We start from the raw sequence: 15,224 nt of genomic DNA, 5'->3' as shown, positions 1-15,224 counted from the left end.
CGAAGGCGTTATCACAGGACGTGATGGTTTTAGCCTTCGTTCCTCTATTGCTGATCCCCAAGGAGTCGCCCAGCCTCCACTCCAATCAACTTATAACATGATATAGTTTTAACAATTATCAGTCCTATCTATTAGAGATGAGTCGATAAAAGGAATCTTTTATTGATATTTTGCTTGTTTATCCATTTTTAAAAATAGTTTACCTTCAGCTAAACGAAAAAGCTGTTCTCAACGTTACTAACGTGAGAACAGCTTTAAATGGGTTAAAATAGGTTATCGAATACTCATTTTAAATTCCAAGAACAGCTCATTGTATTTGCCTAAGTAATCAGGACCAAGGTTTTTATAAACTTCTAATGTTTTACGTTGTTCTTCAGAAGGATAGAAGCGTTTATCAGATACAACTTCTTTATCCATTAACTTCATCGCTGCAATATTAGGGGTAGAATAGCCAACATAATCGGCGTTTTTAGCACCCGATTCAGCTTTCAGCATAAAGTTAATGAAAGCATGTGCACCATCAATATTTTTTGACGTTTTTGGGATAACCATATTGTCAAACCATAAGTTTGAGCCTTCTTCTGGTACAGCGAAGTCTAAATCTTCATTTTCTGATAACATATCTGCTGCTTGACCAGACCAAGTGAGTGCCACAGTAGCTTCATTATTAACCATCAGCGGTGTAATTTCATCCCCGATAATGGCTTTAACATTTGGCGCCAATGTGATTAGTTTATCAGTAGCTTTACGTAGTTCCTGGTCATCTAAAGAGTTGAGAGAGTAGCCAAGACTGTTTAAGCCCATACCAATCACCTCACGTGCACCGTCTACTAAAAAGACTTTACGCTTTAATGAAGGATCCCATAAGTCCTCCCAAGATGAGAAGTCAAGATTTCCAACGAGCTTTGGATTATAGACAATGCCGACTGTCCCCCAGAAATATGGAACAGAATATTTATTGTCGTCATCAAATGGTAAATCTAAAAAATAAGGATCAATATTTTTAAAATTAGGGATTTTCGTTTTATCTAAAGGAATAAGTAAGTTTTCTTCCTTCATTTTTTCAATCATATATTCGGAAGGTACTGCGATATCGTAAGCTGTACCACCTTGTTGAATTTTTGTCATCATTGCTTCATTTGAATCGAACGTTTCATAAATGACGTGAATGCCTGTTTCTTTTTCAAATTGCTTCAGCAAATCCGGGTCTATATATTCTCCCCAGTTAAAGATCGTTAACGTATCTTTACCACTTTTACCACCACCGGCACTTAGGGCGTCAGCAGCATAGAACAAAAGGGAGGAAACGACAAGGATTGCGACTGTTGCTTGAATTAATTGCTTCATTGAGTTCCCCCCGTTCTTTTACTAGCGCGGCTTGTAATGAAGTAATAGCCAACTACGACGATAACCGTTACAAAGAATACTAAACCAGAAATAGCGTTAACCGTTAAGGAAATACCGGCACGTGCCATTGAGTAAATTTCAACAGATAAAGTACTAAAGCCGTTACCTGTCACGAAAAACGTTACCGCAAAATCATCTAGAGAATATGTTAAGGCAAGGAAGAACCCTGCAAAAATACCAGGTTGAATATACGGTAAAATAACACGCATCATGACATCTTTTTTCGTTGCTCCTAAATCTAATGCAGCATCGATTAATGATTTATTCATTTCTAATAGTTTCGGTAAAACCATTAGTACAACAATTGGGACACTGAACGCTACATGTGCTATTAACACAGAAGTAAATCCTAATTTAATACCAATCATTGTGAATAAAATTAAGAAGCTTGCACCAATAATGACATCCGGGCTCACAATTAACACATTGTTTAAAGAAAGTAGTGTATTGCGCATTTTTGCATCTTTAACAGTGACAATGCCAATTGCTCCTAGTGTCCCAATGATTGTAGAAATCAATGCAGAGAGTAATGCCACGATCACTGTATTAATTAGAATTACGAGTAGACGTGAATCCTCAAATACGGCTTTATAATGTTCTAACGTAAAGGACTCAAAATTATTCATTGATCCGCCACTATTGAACGAATAGAAGATTAAATAGAAGATAGGTGCATACAAAACGATAAAAACAATCGCTAAATACACTCTTGCTGTAGCAGATAGTTTTTTCATCGTACGCGACCTCCTTTATCCTTTTTCTGTCCTGTAATTAACATAACGATGACCATGAATAAAATTAAGAAAACAGCAATTGTTGAACCCATTCCCCAGTTTTGGGTTACAAGGAATTGTTGTTCAATAGCTGTACCCAGTGTAATAACACGATTTCCTGCAATTAAACGAGTGATCATGAAGAGTGATAATGCAGGAATAAATACAACTTGAATACCTGATTTAACACCGTCCATTGTTAAAGGCAATATAACGCGACGGAATGTAGTAAAGGCAGATGCCCCCAAATCACGTGCGGCATAAACAAGAGCCGGATTTAAACGATCCAATGAGTTGAAAATCGGTAAAATCATAAATGGAATAAAAATATAAACGGATACGAACACAAAGCTAATGTCAGTGAATAGCATTTGCTTCGGATCAAAACCAAATACTTCGATAAATGCATTTAATGGACCGTACAAGCCGAAAATCCCGATAAAGGCATATGTTTTTAATAAAAGATTAATCCAAGAAGGAATAATAATTAGTAAAAGCCAAAGCTGTTTATGTTTCGTCTTCGTTAAAAAATAGGCTGTTGGATACGAAACAAGTAACGTAAAGAACGTAATTAAAAACGCATACCAGAATGAACTTAATGTCATTTTTAAATAGACAGAAGTAAAGAATGCTTTATAGTTATCGAGCGTGAAATTGCCATGTATATCTAGTAGGGAATAGTAAACAACGAGTGCAATCGGCGCGATAACGAAAAACGCAATCCATAAAACATATGGAAATAAGGCTGATTTCGAAGTCTTAGTTTGCATCTTCGTCGTCTCCATACGCCTCTAAACGTTTGTCGAATTCTTCTTCTGTTTCATTTAAGCGCATTACATGAATTGCTTCTGGATCAAAGTCTAAACCAATTTCTGTCCCTACCTCAGCTTTTTTCAATGAATGCACGAGCCATTCATTGCCATCTTTGTCGTACGTAGATAATTCATAATGCACCCCACGGAACAATTGAGTATCAACTTTAACGATAAGCTTGCCTTTATCGATTGTTGTCATTTCTAAATCCTCAGGGCGAATGACAATATCGATTTTTTCGTTTGGCTTCATACCTTGGTCAACACATTCAAAAACTTTACCAGCAAATTCTACTTTGAAATCTTCAATCATCACGCCAGGAACAATATTTGATTCACCAATAAAATCAGCAACGAAGCGGTTAATTGGCTCATCATAAATATCTACCGGTGTACCAGATTGTTGAATTTCACCTTCACTTAAGACAAAGATTTCATCACTCATGGCAAGTGCTTCTTCTTGATCGTGTGTGACAAAGACAAATGTTTTCCCAAGGCGTTGTTGTAACTCACGTAACTCATATTGCATTTCTGTACGTAGCTTTAAATCTAAAGCTGAAAGAGGTTCATCGAGTAAAATTACTTCAGGATCGTTCACAATCGCACGAGCAATTGCAACACGTTGACGTTGGCCACCAGACATTTCAGAAATTTCACGATTGCCATAGCCTGCTAAGTTAACGAATTTTAATGCTTCAACAACACGGTTTTTAATTTCACTTTCAGGAAGCTTTTTTATACGAAGCCCAAATGCGACGTTTTCAAAGACGTTTAAATGAGGAAACAAAGCATAATCTTGAAAAACAGTATTTACTTGGCGTTCATTTGCTGGCACTGAGTTGATTTTTTTATTATGAAAATAGATATTTCCTGTTGTCGGTTCTGTGAATCCAGCGATCATACGTAAAATAGTTGTTTTACCACAACCGGACGGACCTAGTAGTGTATAGAATTTGCCCTTTTCTAGCTCCAGGTTAATGTTTTTTAAGACGACCGTGCCGTCATTATAGGACTTTGAAACGTTTTCAAAGCGGATAATCGAATTCGTTGTCATAGATGCGCCTCCTTAAGCTATAAATATGAATCCGTTGCGACAAGTAAAATTTTTGTTTCATCAGCATGTGCATTAAAAATTTGATGATGATCTGTCGCTTCAAAATAGAGAGCATTGCCTTCACTCGCTATGTACTGTTCATCTCCTAAAACGAGACGAATACGCCCTTCGACAACATAAATAAATGTTTCTGAAAGGGAGGGTTCAAACTGCTTAAATTCACCATCAGCAGCAAGTGTTAAGAAAATGGGCTCCATTTCTTTTTCATTTGATGTAGGAATCAGCCACTGAATTTCATATTTCTTTTCTTCATCTGTATAAGTGGATTGATCTTCCTCTGTATATACAACCTTTTGTTCAGGTGCTCCATCATCGAAAAATTCCTTAGGTGTTGACCCTAAAACCTCTAATAGTGAAAATAGTGTTTCAATGGAAGGTGAATTTAGATCACGTTCTAATTGTGAAATATACCCTTTACTTAAATCTGTACGTTCTCCAAGCTCCTCTTGGGTAAGACCTTTTTTTAAACGAAGCGCTTTGATTTTTGCTCCTATTTGCATCTTTTCCCTCCTAGAAGAAGTTTAGCAATCATAAACTTTTGAAATACGAAGTTTACTTTAACGAAACTTTTAGTTTACTAAAACCATTACAATTATACATAATAATAAAGAATTTGCAATCGTTTTTAATGAAAAAAAAGTAGATGAAATTTTTAGAAATTATACATAAATACCGCATAGAAAAATTTCGTTTAAATAAGAATAAAATTGTTAAAAATAGCTAATGAATAGGCTGTAGCAGTTATTCCATTTAGGGATTTGACGGAAATTTGTCAGATAATTTAATGTGAGCACTTTTGTGAAGTTTACTTGTTTGAAAAACTACGATTACTCTGTTATCGTAGAAGACGAGTTCGCTGGTGCGAATGGAATATATACACTACATATTTAATCGGAGGGATTTATAATGGCAGAACGCATGGTAGGTAAACAAGCACCTGACTTTACAATGGAAGCAGTACTTCCAGACAAATCATTTGGTAAAGTATCATTAGAAGACATTAAAGCACAAGACAAATGGACAGTTCTTTTCTTCTATCCAATGGACTTCACTTTCGTATGTCCAACAGAAATCACTGCAATGAGCGATCGTTACGATGAGTTCGAAGACTTAGATGCAGAAGTAATCGGTGTTTCTACTGATACAATCCACACTCACTTAGCTTGGATTAACACTGACCGCACTAAAAATGGTCTTGGTGAGTTAAAATACCCATTAGCAGCAGATACAAATCACCAAATTTCACAAGAATATGGTGTATTAATTGAAGAAGAAGGTATCGCACTACGCGGCTTATTCATCATCAACCCAGAAGGTGAATTAAAATACCAAACAGTATTCGATAACAACATCGGCCGTGATGTAGACGAAACTTTACGTGTACTTCAAGCTTTACAAACTGGTGGTCTTTGCCCAGCAAACTGGCGCCCAGGTCAAGCAACTCTATAATTTAGAGTTTTAGATCATTCAACAAATAAAGAGTCCCCACAGTAAGTTTGTGGGGATTTTTTTAAACTTGATAGAGAAAAAAGTTCATCACCAAAAATTGGGGATGACTTTTGTTAAAACGTTGGAGTGGGGGCTAGGCGACTCATTGGGGGATTAGCAATAGAGGAACGAAGGCTAAAACCATCACGTCCTGTGATAACGCCTTCGTGACCAGTATCGTGCTGGTCCGAGACCCTGCAGCGAAGCGACAGCAACAAATGTTTTATCTGCGCGAAAGCGAAGCGTCAGCAGCAATTGTTTTCTGTAGCGGCAGCAAAGCGTCAGCGGCAATTGTTTTCTGTAGCGAAAGCAAAGCGGCAGCTACAAAGCGCCTAGCTGGAGTGGAATCAACCACACGTTTTGATAATGATCCTAGAAAAAGGAAAAAGGAGAATGTTTTATGAAACTTCGTGAACAAATGCCTGAACTTGTAGGCGCAACGACTTGGTTAAATGGTGAAGTAACAAAAGCGGATTTAGTAGGCGAAAAGCCAACATTAATCCACTTCTGGTCAGTTAGTTGCCATCTATGTAAAGAGGCAATGCCGGATGTGAACAATTTCCGTGATCAATACAAAGATGAGTTAAACGTTATCGCAGTGCATATGCCACGTTCTGAGGAAGATACAAATTTAGAAACAATCAAATCGGTAGCAGCAGAGCATGACATTGTGCAACCAATCTTTGTAGATAGCGAATTAAAGCTAACAGATGCATTTGAAAATCAATACGTACCTGCGTATTTTGTTTTCGATAAAGATGGTCAGCTTCGTCATATGCAAGCTGGTGGTAGCGGTATGAAAATGCTAGAAAAACGTGTGAATCGCGTTTTAGATGAAATGCGCAACGCATAAAATAGTAGAAAACGAGGCGGGGATATTTTACTCCTCGTCTTTTTTTATGGAAAACACAATGTTAGTGTCCACTACGGGATTATTATGAAGCTCACTATATGTGACGTACCTTGAGCGATCAATGAGTCAAGCTGATTGAAAAAAAGCAAGCTGATGGAGAAGTGACCAGAGCGAAAAAGGGGTTGGCCGGATTACTTCCTCGGCAGCCTGAGTAGTTTTATGGCAAACCTGATCACTTCCTCGGTCAACCCGAGCAGTTTCGCCTCCCACTCGATCAAATCCTAACGACAACCGAACAAGAAAGCCACTAGGCAGAACGATCCTGTCCAAGGATTGTCTTTTATTGACGAATAGTCTCTTGTTTTGACGATACATATAGCAGAGAATACGTTACAATAATGGTATAGTAGTTTTCGGAGGGATTATTAATGATGAAAAAAGAGTTTGCTGTCATTGGACTGGGTCGTTTTGGAGGAAGTATTGTTCGAGAACTAATGAGTCAAGGCGCACAAGTTATGGCGATAGATCATTCCTCAGAGCGGGTGGACGAGTTTGCTTCGATTGCCACGCAGGCCGTTATCGCAGATTCGACGGATGAATCGGTATTAATTTCATTAGGTATTCGTAATTTTGAGCATGTTATCGTAGCGATTGGTGAAAATATTCAGGCTAGTATTTTGTCGACTATTATTTTAAAAGAAATTGGTGTTCAGCAGATTACTGTAAAGGCTCAGAATGATTACCATGAAAAAGTTCTGCGTAAAATTGGCGCAGATTTTGTCGTGCATCCTGAGCGTGATATGGGGATACGTATTGCCAATAATATGTTGTCTAATACAGTGCTCGATTATTTAGAGCTTTCAGATGAACATTCAATTATGGAGCTTAAGGCCAATGATGCGATTGCAGGTTACTCTATTATGGATCTAGATATTCGTGCAAAGTACGGGATTAATATTGTAGGTCTTAAGCGTGGTCCAGATATCATCGTATCTCCACAGGCGAGTGATAAAATTTTGCTGGGAGATATAATGCTTGTCATTGGGGCGGATGTAGATATTAACCGCTTTGTCAAAAAGGCATTGAATGGGTAATGAAAATGAATAAACGAAGATGGAAACTAGTTATATTTGCTGCAATTATTCTTATTGTCGCCTTTACATTACAATCTCGCGACAAAAATGAGGAAGAGGCTATTTCTCGCATTTTAGATCATACAGCAGAAATTGATGCAATCGAGCTATTTAAAGGAGAGCAATCTTTATTTCGAGCAACAGGTCAAGATGCAACAGCTAATATTGAAAACTATCCGCTAAGCCATGTTAAGAAACTAAGCAAAAAAGAACGAGCTATATTTGAAGAAAAACCACTTTATCATATTGTCTACGAAATTAAAGGAGAGCCTTTATATGAGGTAGATATTTTAAAGGTCGCGATTAGCTCTGAGCTAACTGAAGAATTACAGCAGATGGTTTTTAATGTTGGGGATCAGCAATATTTGATATATTGGGCAAAAGAGAAAAAAGCACTTGAACAATCAACAAATACGCAACGTTTGCTTGAACAATATGTTAAATAAAAAGGAGTAGTGAAAACAGCAACTAGCTGTCATCACTACCCTTTCTTGTAGTTAAGGAAAATATAGACCCTTTGCCTGTAGATAACTTAGAACATAGTAGGTGTCTAGGCTAACCGCTACAACCTCTAGGTCGCTTCGATCCCTCGGGCAAAAGTGGATTAGCGTTTACTTTTGCCCCGAGGGGCTCTCCGGCGCTTGTCGGATGTAAACGAGCGCTTTAGTGAATTGTTATTAGGACACAATAGTATTTTTTCCTTGAAGTGCACGCTCTTGCATTTCTACATCAAACTCTTTTTCAGATTTCGATACGACTACACAAGCTACACCGTTACCAATTAAATTTGTTACGGCACGTGCCTCAGACATGAAGCGGTCAACACCAATTAATAGCGCAATTCCTTCAACTGGAATCATTGGGAAAGCAGCAAGTGTTGCTGCTAATGTGATAAAACCAGAACCTGTTACACCAGCGGCTCCTTTAGATGTAATCATTAAAATTCCAAGAAGTGTAATGATTTGAATCCACGTCAAATCCATTCCGTATGCTTGTGCAATAAATAATGCAGCCATTGATAGGTAGATGGACGTTCCATCAAGATTGAAGGAATAACCGGTTGGTACTACTAATCCAACAACTTGTTTAGAGCAACCAAAGTTTTCTAATTTACGCATCATAGATGGCAAGGCAGATTCAGATGATGAAGTACCAATTACTAAGAAAATCTCCTCTTTTATATAAGCGATAAATTTAAAAATGTTGAAGCCGAAAAATTTTGCGATCGTTCCTAAAACAAAAACTACGAATAAGAACATTGTAATGTATACTGCGGCCATTAATAGACCTAAGTTGCCTAACGATTTCAAGCCAAAATTACCAATCGTAAAGGCCATTGCACCAAAAGCACCTATTGGAGATATTTTCATCACCATACTTACGATTTTGAAGAAAATTTCTGCCACTTGTTCAAAAAATGTGATGACAGGTTTTGCAGGTGCTCCAATAGAAGCAGCAGCTAAGCCGAACAATATTGCAGAGAATAACACAGGAAGTAATTGTCCTGTTGCAAGTGCACCTACAACGTTTTCAGGAATAATGCTAGAGATGAAAGCACCTAAGCCTTGCTCAGACTCTGCTGCAGCAGTTGTATATTTTGAGATATCGGCTTCGGAAGCACCTGATGTATCTAAACCTGTACCAGGGCTAACAATTAATGCAACAGCAATACCGATTGCTAAGGCAATGGTAGAGACAATTTCGAAATACAGTAACGCCTTTCCTCCGATCTTTCCAACTTTTTTCATATCCCCCATACTACCGATTCCGATTACAACTGTTAAGAAGATAATAGGGGCGATTAACATTTTAATTAGCTTAATGAATAAGTCAGCCAGGATTTTAAGGCTTGCACCAAACTCAGGGAAGATAGCCCCAACAATCACCCCTAGAATAATCGCAACTATAACCTGAACAGTCAGATTTTTCAGTAATTTCACTTTATGCTACCTCTTTTCTAAATTTTCTCTTTGATATCGTTTTCACTAGAATTATCATAGCGAATCTTTTTAGAAAAAAGAGATTTAGAAAATAAGAAACATATCGTTCATTAAGTACATTCATCCATATTTTAAATAAAACGTAGTGTTTTCAATAACTCAAGCTGTTATGATACTCTGCAAATAATTTACTATTGTTATAATACAAAAATAATTAATGAAAGAAAATTTAGTTTTATGTCAATTTTTTGTAATATTGTTCATTAAGTTCATGACTTTCTCCTACTTATGTCAACTAAAAGTGTTGTCAAAAGATTTTTTTGAAGATAATCTTAAAAGCATATCATTGATAGAAGTTACATTCTGAGCATGAGTAAAATCGTCCCATTAAACTTCTTTAATAGAGAAATGCAGAGATTTGGAAAGGAAGGAATATTAAATGATAAAAATGCCTGTAAACGGCAAAATCCTGCTAGTGACATTTTTAATCATTGCATTCTCCTTTTTACTTGGTGGCATTTTTGTACTTGGAAACCTCTTAACTGAGCAAGAAAAGGAGTTTGGTCAGCGTGCTATGCTCGTAGGGCGGACTGTATCAAATGTGCCAGAAATCAGTATGCATTTGAAAAATGACAATATTAAAGAAGCGGCGAAAAATGTCAATAAAATTGTAGATGGAATTCGTGTAGTTAATAAAGCAGAGTATATTGTTGTAATGAATATGGACCGTATTAAACTATCTCACCCAGTCAGTAAAGAAATAGGGAAGCATAGTGAATCACAGGATTTAAATGCTTCCTTTAGTGAGCATTATTATATATCGAAGGCGCAAGGGGAAGCGGGTGTAATGATTCGAGCTTTTGTCCCTATTATTGATGACAAAAAAGAACAAGTAGGCATTGTCGTTGTAGGATATTCACTGCCAACTTTTATAGAAATGTTGAAAAATTATGAGCATGAAATTTTTATAACTATTCTTATATCGCTTGTTTTTAGTATTTGGGGGGCATATACACTTGGCCGACATATTAAAAAGCAAATGTTTGGGCTTGAGCCTCATGAGATTGCCAAGATGTATGTGGAACGAACAGAAACGTTCAATGCTATGCATGAAGGCATTATAGCGGTCGATAAAGGAATGAATATTACAATTTTTAATGAAAAAGCAGCTGATATATTAGGAGTTACTAGAAAGATAGAGGATTGTATCGGGGAAAAGATTTATGATGTTTTGCCTGACACACGATTGCCTGAAATTGTTGAAACGGCAACGCCAGTATACGATCAAGAGCTCTACATCAATCATCATAGTATTTTGAGTAATCGTGTCCCGATTATTGTAAATGGTGAGTTAGTGGGAGCAGTTGCTATGTTTAAAGATTTAACAGCCGTGAAAAAGCTTGCGGAAGAGGTAACAGGTGTTAAAGCTTTTGTGCAAGCACTGCGTGTACAAACACATGAGCATAAAAATAAGCTTCATACTATTGCAGGACTTCTACAATTGGGACATACAAAGCAAGCACTTGAATACGTTACAGCTACTACTGAAAATGAAGCTTCTTTAACGAAGTTTTTGAATGAACGCTTTCATAATGAAAATATTTCAGGATTATTACTTAGTAAAGTTAGTTATGGCAAGGAATTAGGTATACAAGTAGAAATCGATCGAAAAAGTCATTTTAAAAGCTTTCCCCCACTATTAGATCACCACGATTTTGTCGTCTTGTTAGGGAATTTAATTGAAAATGCCTTTGAAGCGCTAAATGTTCTTTCGAAGGATGATAAATATGTAGCGATTTCTGTAGATGAGCATGACGGTGTGCTAGCAATTGCTGTTTCTGATAATGGAATTGGGATGTCTGAAGAGGTGCAAGTTCGTATGTTTGAAAATGGATTTTCTACAAAGGCAAGTGAGAATCGCGGTATCGGCTTGCATTTAATACATGAAATCGTAAGAAAAGGTAATGGCGATATTGAAGTAGTGAGTGAATTTAAGAAAGGGACAAGTTTCTTAATCTTATTTGAGTTAGGGGAAGAGTAGATGGATGTAATAAATGTGTTATTAATTGAAGATGATCCAATGGTACGAGAAGTGAACAGGCAATTTATTGAGCAAATCACAGGATTTTCATTGATAGGCTATGCTGGTAATGGGATAGAAGGGATAGAGAAGATTAAACAATTAAACCCTGACCTTGTCTTTATGGATATTTTTATGCCAGAGCAGGATGGTATTATTACGCTAGGAAAAATTCGTGAAGAACATATTCCAGTTGATGTTATTGCCGTAACTGCTGCGAATGATATGCCTACTGTGCAGAGAATATTACACCTAGGTGTCTATGATTATATTATGAAACCTTTTACGTTTGAACGAATTGAACAGACTTTAAAGAATTATCAAGCTTATAGAAAGAAAATAAGTGGTATGCAAGATCTAACACAGCATGATGTAGATCATCTAATGCAACAACGTATCCCTGAGCAAATAGTTGTTCCTCCAATCACTGAGACGATAATAATTAACGAGCTACCAAAGGGTTTTAACCGAGCAACATTAGACAAGGTACTTGCCTTTATTCAAGAGAGTAACGAAGCCGTATCAGCAGAAGAAGTGTCCACGTATATTGGAACGGCTCGTGTAACGGCGCGACGATACTTGGATTTTTTAGAAAAACAAAATTTATTAAAGGTGGATATACAATATGGAAGTGTGGGACGTCCTATCCATCGATATTATATTTAATCCGAATGAGTGTCTTATAGAACTGTTTAATACATCTTTTATAGGGAAACCATAGAAATTAAGGGGATATTCGAAGCATCATTCGCTTTCTCACCAATATGGATTAGATTTTGGGAAGAAGAAGGGGTTTAGGAAAATTTGTTTATTACATTATGCAGCAAATAGACTCAATAGCTGAATAAAATATGCTTTATCCGGAGAGGCAAACTTACTTTAACGATACATATAGCAGAGAATCCGTTACAATAATGGTATGTTATTCTTCGGAGGATTTTTTATGGAAATTAAAGATATACTTGATTTTAGAAAGCTAATGGGGAGTAGGTTTAATACACATGTTCAACGTTCGAAAAGAGTCGCTATTTAAATTTTTGAAAATTCTATTTCCAATAGCGCTTTTAGCAATAGCAATTTATGAAATTCTACAAACGATAAGTGGGATAGATGTTCATTTACTTCGGAAAGAAGTGAATGAACTGCAGATATGGGAGCTCTTATTTATTCTTTTTATCACCTTCTGTGCCATTACACCGATGATTTTTTATGATGTAATTTTAGTGAAAATATTAGGAATCAAAATAAACAATCGTCTTTTGCTGAATCATTCATTTATTGTGAACACCTTCTCCAATCTTATAGGCTTTGGTGGTTTAGTTGGTGTTTTTCTGCGTAACTATTTCTATTCGAAATATAAAGAGGATAAGGAAGACTTGTTAAAAAGCATTGCCTCCGTAACACTCTTTTATTTAACAGGGATTTCGCTGTTAGCTTGGATTATGTATATATTCTTTTGGGACTTCCCATTGCTAAAAGAAGTACGATGGTTAAAGATAGCAGTTATTCTTGTCAGCTTATATGTTCCGATTTTTATTGCTATGCTTTTCATTCGCAATAAAAAAGCAGGTTCTATAAAGCCGAAGATCTCTCTTCAATTGATAGGGACTTCCGTAACTGAATGGGTTGCAGTCTTTTTAGTTATCTGGATATTAACTTTTATATTGAAGATCCCAATAGAATTCTCCAATTTAATCCCCATATTTTTAATTGCTTCCTGTGCGGGTATTGTTAGTATGATCCCTGGCGGAGTGGGCTCTTTTGACCTTGTTTTTTTATGGGGGACTCAAAGTTTAGGAATCGCTGATGAAAAAGTGCTTTTTCTATTAATTTTGTACCGGGTTGGCTACTTTGTGCTTCCGTTTTTAGTTTCTTCTCTTTTGTTTGTAAAAGAATATTGGGAACGTTGGAATCAATCATGGGAAGACTTGCCAAATGTCGTTTTTCAGAAACTTAGCCACATGCTATTAACGATAATGGTATTTCTCTCCGGCATTGTATTATTGCTATCGGCTTCAGTGCCAGGGATTTTAAGTCGACTAAAAATAGCTCAGGAATTTTTATCTTCGCCGATTATGCATGTCTCTCATCAAATGACTGTTGCAGCTGGCTTTATTCTCTTAGGTCTATGTAGAGGGATTAAATATAAAGTAAAAAGGGCATATCAGCTTTGCCTCATTGTGCTAAGTAGTTCTGCACTATTTTCAATTTTTAAAGGCTTGGACTATGAAGAAGCTATTTTTCTACTGATTGTCGCAGGGCTGTTAATTGCCTCAAAAAAACAATTTTACCGTGAAAGTTACGTTTTGACATGGGGCATCGTTTTGATTGATCTTGCTGCAGTGACAATTATTACAACGATGTATGTATTGATTGGTTATGTGAACTTACCGTCTTCCAAAATTCATATTCCAGTCGCTCTGCAGGAATACATCATTACTGATTACCGAGACCTATTTTATAGTGCAGTAATTGGTATCCTAATAGCAATTGTTATTTTTTATATAGGTTATTTTATCCGTGCACCTAAGAAAATGGAAAAACTTTTATCAAGTGAGCAAGAAGAGAGAATCAAAGATCATTTGATGACCTATAAAGGGACGGAGTATTCACATTTAATTTTTTTACATGACAAATTTGTACATTGGAATAAACAAGGTACAGTTTTATTTTCTTATCAAATATATGCCGATAAGATCGTTGTACTGGGAGATCCAGTAGGAGATGAATCTGATTTTTTATCAGCTATTCAAGAGTTTTTAGAATTGGCAGATAAGCATGGTTATACACCAGTCTTTTATGAAATTAACAATAAAATTTTCCCTTCTTTACATGAGCATGGGTATAGTTTTTTTAAGCTTGGCGAAGAAGCTTTTGTAGATTTGGAGAAGTTTACACTTGCTGGTAAGGGAATGAAGGGACGTAGAGCGGTAAAAAATAAATTTGAACGAGAAAATTTTACAGTTGAAATAGTAAGCCCTCCTTACTCACAGGAATTAATGAATGAATTGCAAGAAGTATCAACGAAATGGTTGCAGGGAAGGTCAGAAAAAGGCTTTTCTCTTGGCTTTTTTAATGAACACTATTTAAACACTTCAAACATTGCCGTTTTACGTGGTACAGAAGGAGTTATTGGCTTTGCTAGTCTCATGCCCATGTACGATAATGGCGAAAGACTCTCAGTAGATCTCATGCGTTTTAAGCCGGGAGCACCATCTGGAACGATGGATTTCATATTCCTATCACTTTTTGAATGGGCAAAATCAGAAGGCTACCGTGTTTTTAATATGGGGATGTCGCCATTGTCAAATGTCGGGCAGTCTAGGTATTCCTTTTTAAGTGAAAAAATTGCAGCACAAATATTTTTACATGGGCAGCACTTCTATCATTTTAAAGGATTAAGAAACTTTAAATTAAAATATGCAGATTTTTGGGAGCCAAAGTATATAGCCTATCGAAAGAAATCCTCATTGCCATTTACAATGGCACAAGTCACGCTATTGATTGGCAAAAAGAGAAAATAGATAGCCGAATTCGGACGCAATTATGCCGAGGCATAATGGATGGAGTCTGTGCTGCCAGCATAATTAAATGCATTGGTCGCACAGCCAATAAAAAAAAGAT

The 15,224-nt window shown here is 36.6% G+C and carries 13 protein-coding genes; 7 read left to right on the top strand and 6 right to left on the bottom strand.

The genetic code is table 11. The features are described 5' to 3' along the window. Positions 1 to 273 precede the first annotated feature (273 nt). The 5 genes from ACMZ42_RS23740 to ACMZ42_RS23720 are packed head-to-tail and all read right to left on the bottom strand — an operon-like array spanning position 274 to position 4,606. Positions 274 to 1,347 carry an ABC transporter substrate-binding protein gene (locus ACMZ42_RS23740; protein ID WP_415733004.1) on the bottom strand — a complete coding sequence of 358 codons (1,074 nt, stop codon included), beginning with the start codon at positions 1,345 to 1,347 and terminating at the stop codon, positions 274 to 276. Then, a complete protein-coding gene (locus ACMZ42_RS23735; protein WP_370076963.1) occupies positions 1,344 to 2,141 on the bottom strand; it encodes an ABC transporter permease in 798 nt (265 codons plus the stop codon). The genes ACMZ42_RS23740 and ACMZ42_RS23735 overlap by 4 nt, the downstream gene beginning before the upstream one ends. After that, on the bottom strand, positions 2,138 to 2,950 hold the full coding sequence (locus ACMZ42_RS23730) for an ABC transporter permease (RefSeq protein ID WP_370076965.1): 813 nt from the start codon (positions 2,948 to 2,950) through the stop codon (positions 2,138 to 2,140). Before ACMZ42_RS23730 ends, ACMZ42_RS23735 begins: the two co-directional genes overlap by 4 nt. Next, positions 2,940 to 4,046 carry an ABC transporter ATP-binding protein gene (locus tag ACMZ42_RS23725; protein ID WP_415733003.1) on the bottom strand — a complete coding sequence of 369 codons (1,107 nt, stop codon included), beginning with the start codon at positions 4,044 to 4,046 and terminating at the stop codon, positions 2,940 to 2,942. The genes ACMZ42_RS23730 and ACMZ42_RS23725 overlap by 11 nt, the downstream gene beginning before the upstream one ends. A 17-nt stretch (positions 4,047 to 4,063) precedes the next feature. After that, positions 4,064 to 4,606 carry a helix-turn-helix domain-containing protein gene (locus tag ACMZ42_RS23720; RefSeq protein ID WP_079559677.1) on the bottom strand — a complete coding sequence of 181 codons (543 nt, stop codon included), beginning with the start codon at positions 4,604 to 4,606 and terminating at the stop codon, positions 4,064 to 4,066. Positions 4,607 to 5,012: 406 nt separating this feature from the next. On the opposite strand from ACMZ42_RS23720, the gene ACMZ42_RS23715 reads away from it, so the two are divergent. From ACMZ42_RS23715 to ACMZ42_RS23700, 4 genes are all read left to right on the top strand, one after another. Then, entirely contained in the window at positions 5,013 to 5,555 is a 543-nt protein-coding gene (locus tag ACMZ42_RS23715; RefSeq protein WP_248718040.1) for a peroxiredoxin, read from the top strand. A gap of 439 nt (positions 5,556 to 5,994) precedes the next feature. Next, positions 5,995 to 6,447 carry a TlpA family protein disulfide reductase gene (locus ACMZ42_RS23710; RefSeq protein WP_053483465.1) on the top strand — a complete coding sequence of 151 codons (453 nt, stop codon included), beginning with the start codon at positions 5,995 to 5,997 and terminating at the stop codon, positions 6,445 to 6,447. A gap of 431 nt (positions 6,448 to 6,878) precedes the next feature. Then, positions 6,879 to 7,541: a potassium channel family protein gene (locus tag ACMZ42_RS23705; protein ID WP_370077040.1), complete on the top strand. Its 663-nt coding sequence runs from the start codon at positions 6,879 to 6,881 to the stop codon at positions 7,539 to 7,541. A 5-nt stretch (positions 7,542 to 7,546) separates the two neighbouring features. Continuing rightward, positions 7,547 to 8,026: a hypothetical protein gene (locus ACMZ42_RS23700; protein WP_415733002.1), complete on the top strand. Its 480-nt coding sequence runs from the start codon at positions 7,547 to 7,549 to the stop codon at positions 8,024 to 8,026. A gap of 231 nt (positions 8,027 to 8,257) precedes the next feature. Here the strand turns inward: ACMZ42_RS23700 and ACMZ42_RS23695 are convergent, their stop codons facing one another. Continuing rightward, positions 8,258 to 9,520 (bottom strand): dicarboxylate/amino acid:cation symporter, encoded by a 1,263-nt coding sequence (locus ACMZ42_RS23695; protein ID WP_415733001.1) that lies wholly within the window; start codon positions 9,518 to 9,520, stop codon positions 8,258 to 8,260. Between the two features lie 439 nt (positions 9,521 to 9,959). On the opposite strand from ACMZ42_RS23695, the gene ACMZ42_RS23690 reads away from it, so the two are divergent. From ACMZ42_RS23690 to mprF, 3 genes are all read left to right on the top strand, one after another. Next, positions 9,960 to 11,561, top strand: a complete 1,602-nt coding sequence (locus tag ACMZ42_RS23690; protein ID WP_415733000.1) for an ATP-binding protein — start codon at positions 9,960 to 9,962, stop codon at positions 11,559 to 11,561. After that, positions 11,562 to 12,266 carry a response regulator gene (locus ACMZ42_RS23685; protein WP_415732999.1) on the top strand — a complete coding sequence of 235 codons (705 nt, stop codon included), beginning with the start codon at positions 11,562 to 11,564 and terminating at the stop codon, positions 12,264 to 12,266. A gap of 335 nt (positions 12,267 to 12,601) precedes the next feature. Beyond that, positions 12,602 to 15,124 (top strand): bifunctional lysylphosphatidylglycerol flippase/synthetase MprF, encoded by a 2,523-nt coding sequence (gene mprF / locus ACMZ42_RS23680; protein WP_415732998.1) that lies wholly within the window; start codon positions 12,602 to 12,604, stop codon positions 15,122 to 15,124. Positions 15,125 to 15,224: the final 100 nt, after the last annotated feature.

Source organism: Lysinibacillus sp. NPDC056185, assembly GCF_047737915.1.
GTDB lineage: Bacteria > Bacillota > Bacilli > Bacillales_A > Planococcaceae > Lysinibacillus.
The sequence above is the reverse complement of the archived record's forward strand: the minus strand, read 5'-3'. Positions and strand labels throughout refer to the sequence as shown.

Coding starts and splice junctions, on each gene's coding strand:
- ACMZ42_RS23740 (WP_415733004.1), bottom strand. CDS start 1,347: ATGAAGCAATTAATTCAAGCAACAGTCGCAATCCTTGTCGTTTCCTCC.
- ACMZ42_RS23735 (WP_370076963.1), bottom strand. CDS start 2,141: ATGAAAAAACTATCTGCTACAGCAAGAGTGTATTTAGCGATTGTTTTT.
- ACMZ42_RS23730 (WP_370076965.1), bottom strand. CDS start 2,950: ATGCAAACTAAGACTTCGAAATCAGCCTTATTTCCATATGTTTTATGG.
- ACMZ42_RS23725 (WP_415733003.1), bottom strand. CDS start 4,046: ATGACAACGAATTCGATTATCCGCTTTGAAAACGTTTCAAAGTCCTAT.
- ACMZ42_RS23720 (WP_079559677.1), bottom strand. CDS start 4,606: ATGCAAATAGGAGCAAAAATCAAAGCGCTTCGTTTAAAAAAAGGTCTT.
- ACMZ42_RS23715 (WP_248718040.1), top strand. CDS start 5,013: ATGGCAGAACGCATGGTAGGTAAACAAGCACCTGACTTTACAATGGAA.
- ACMZ42_RS23710 (WP_053483465.1), top strand. CDS start 5,995: ATGAAACTTCGTGAACAAATGCCTGAACTTGTAGGCGCAACGACTTGG.
- ACMZ42_RS23705 (WP_370077040.1), top strand. CDS start 6,879: ATGAAAAAAGAGTTTGCTGTCATTGGACTGGGTCGTTTTGGAGGAAGT.
- ACMZ42_RS23700 (WP_415733002.1), top strand. CDS start 7,547: ATGAATAAACGAAGATGGAAACTAGTTATATTTGCTGCAATTATTCTT.
- ACMZ42_RS23690 (WP_415733000.1), top strand. CDS start 9,960: ATGATAAAAATGCCTGTAAACGGCAAAATCCTGCTAGTGACATTTTTA.
- ACMZ42_RS23685 (WP_415732999.1), top strand. CDS start 11,562: ATGGATGTAATAAATGTGTTATTAATTGAAGATGATCCAATGGTACGA.
- mprF (WP_415732998.1), top strand. CDS start 12,602: ATGTTCAACGTTCGAAAAGAGTCGCTATTTAAATTTTTGAAAATTCTA.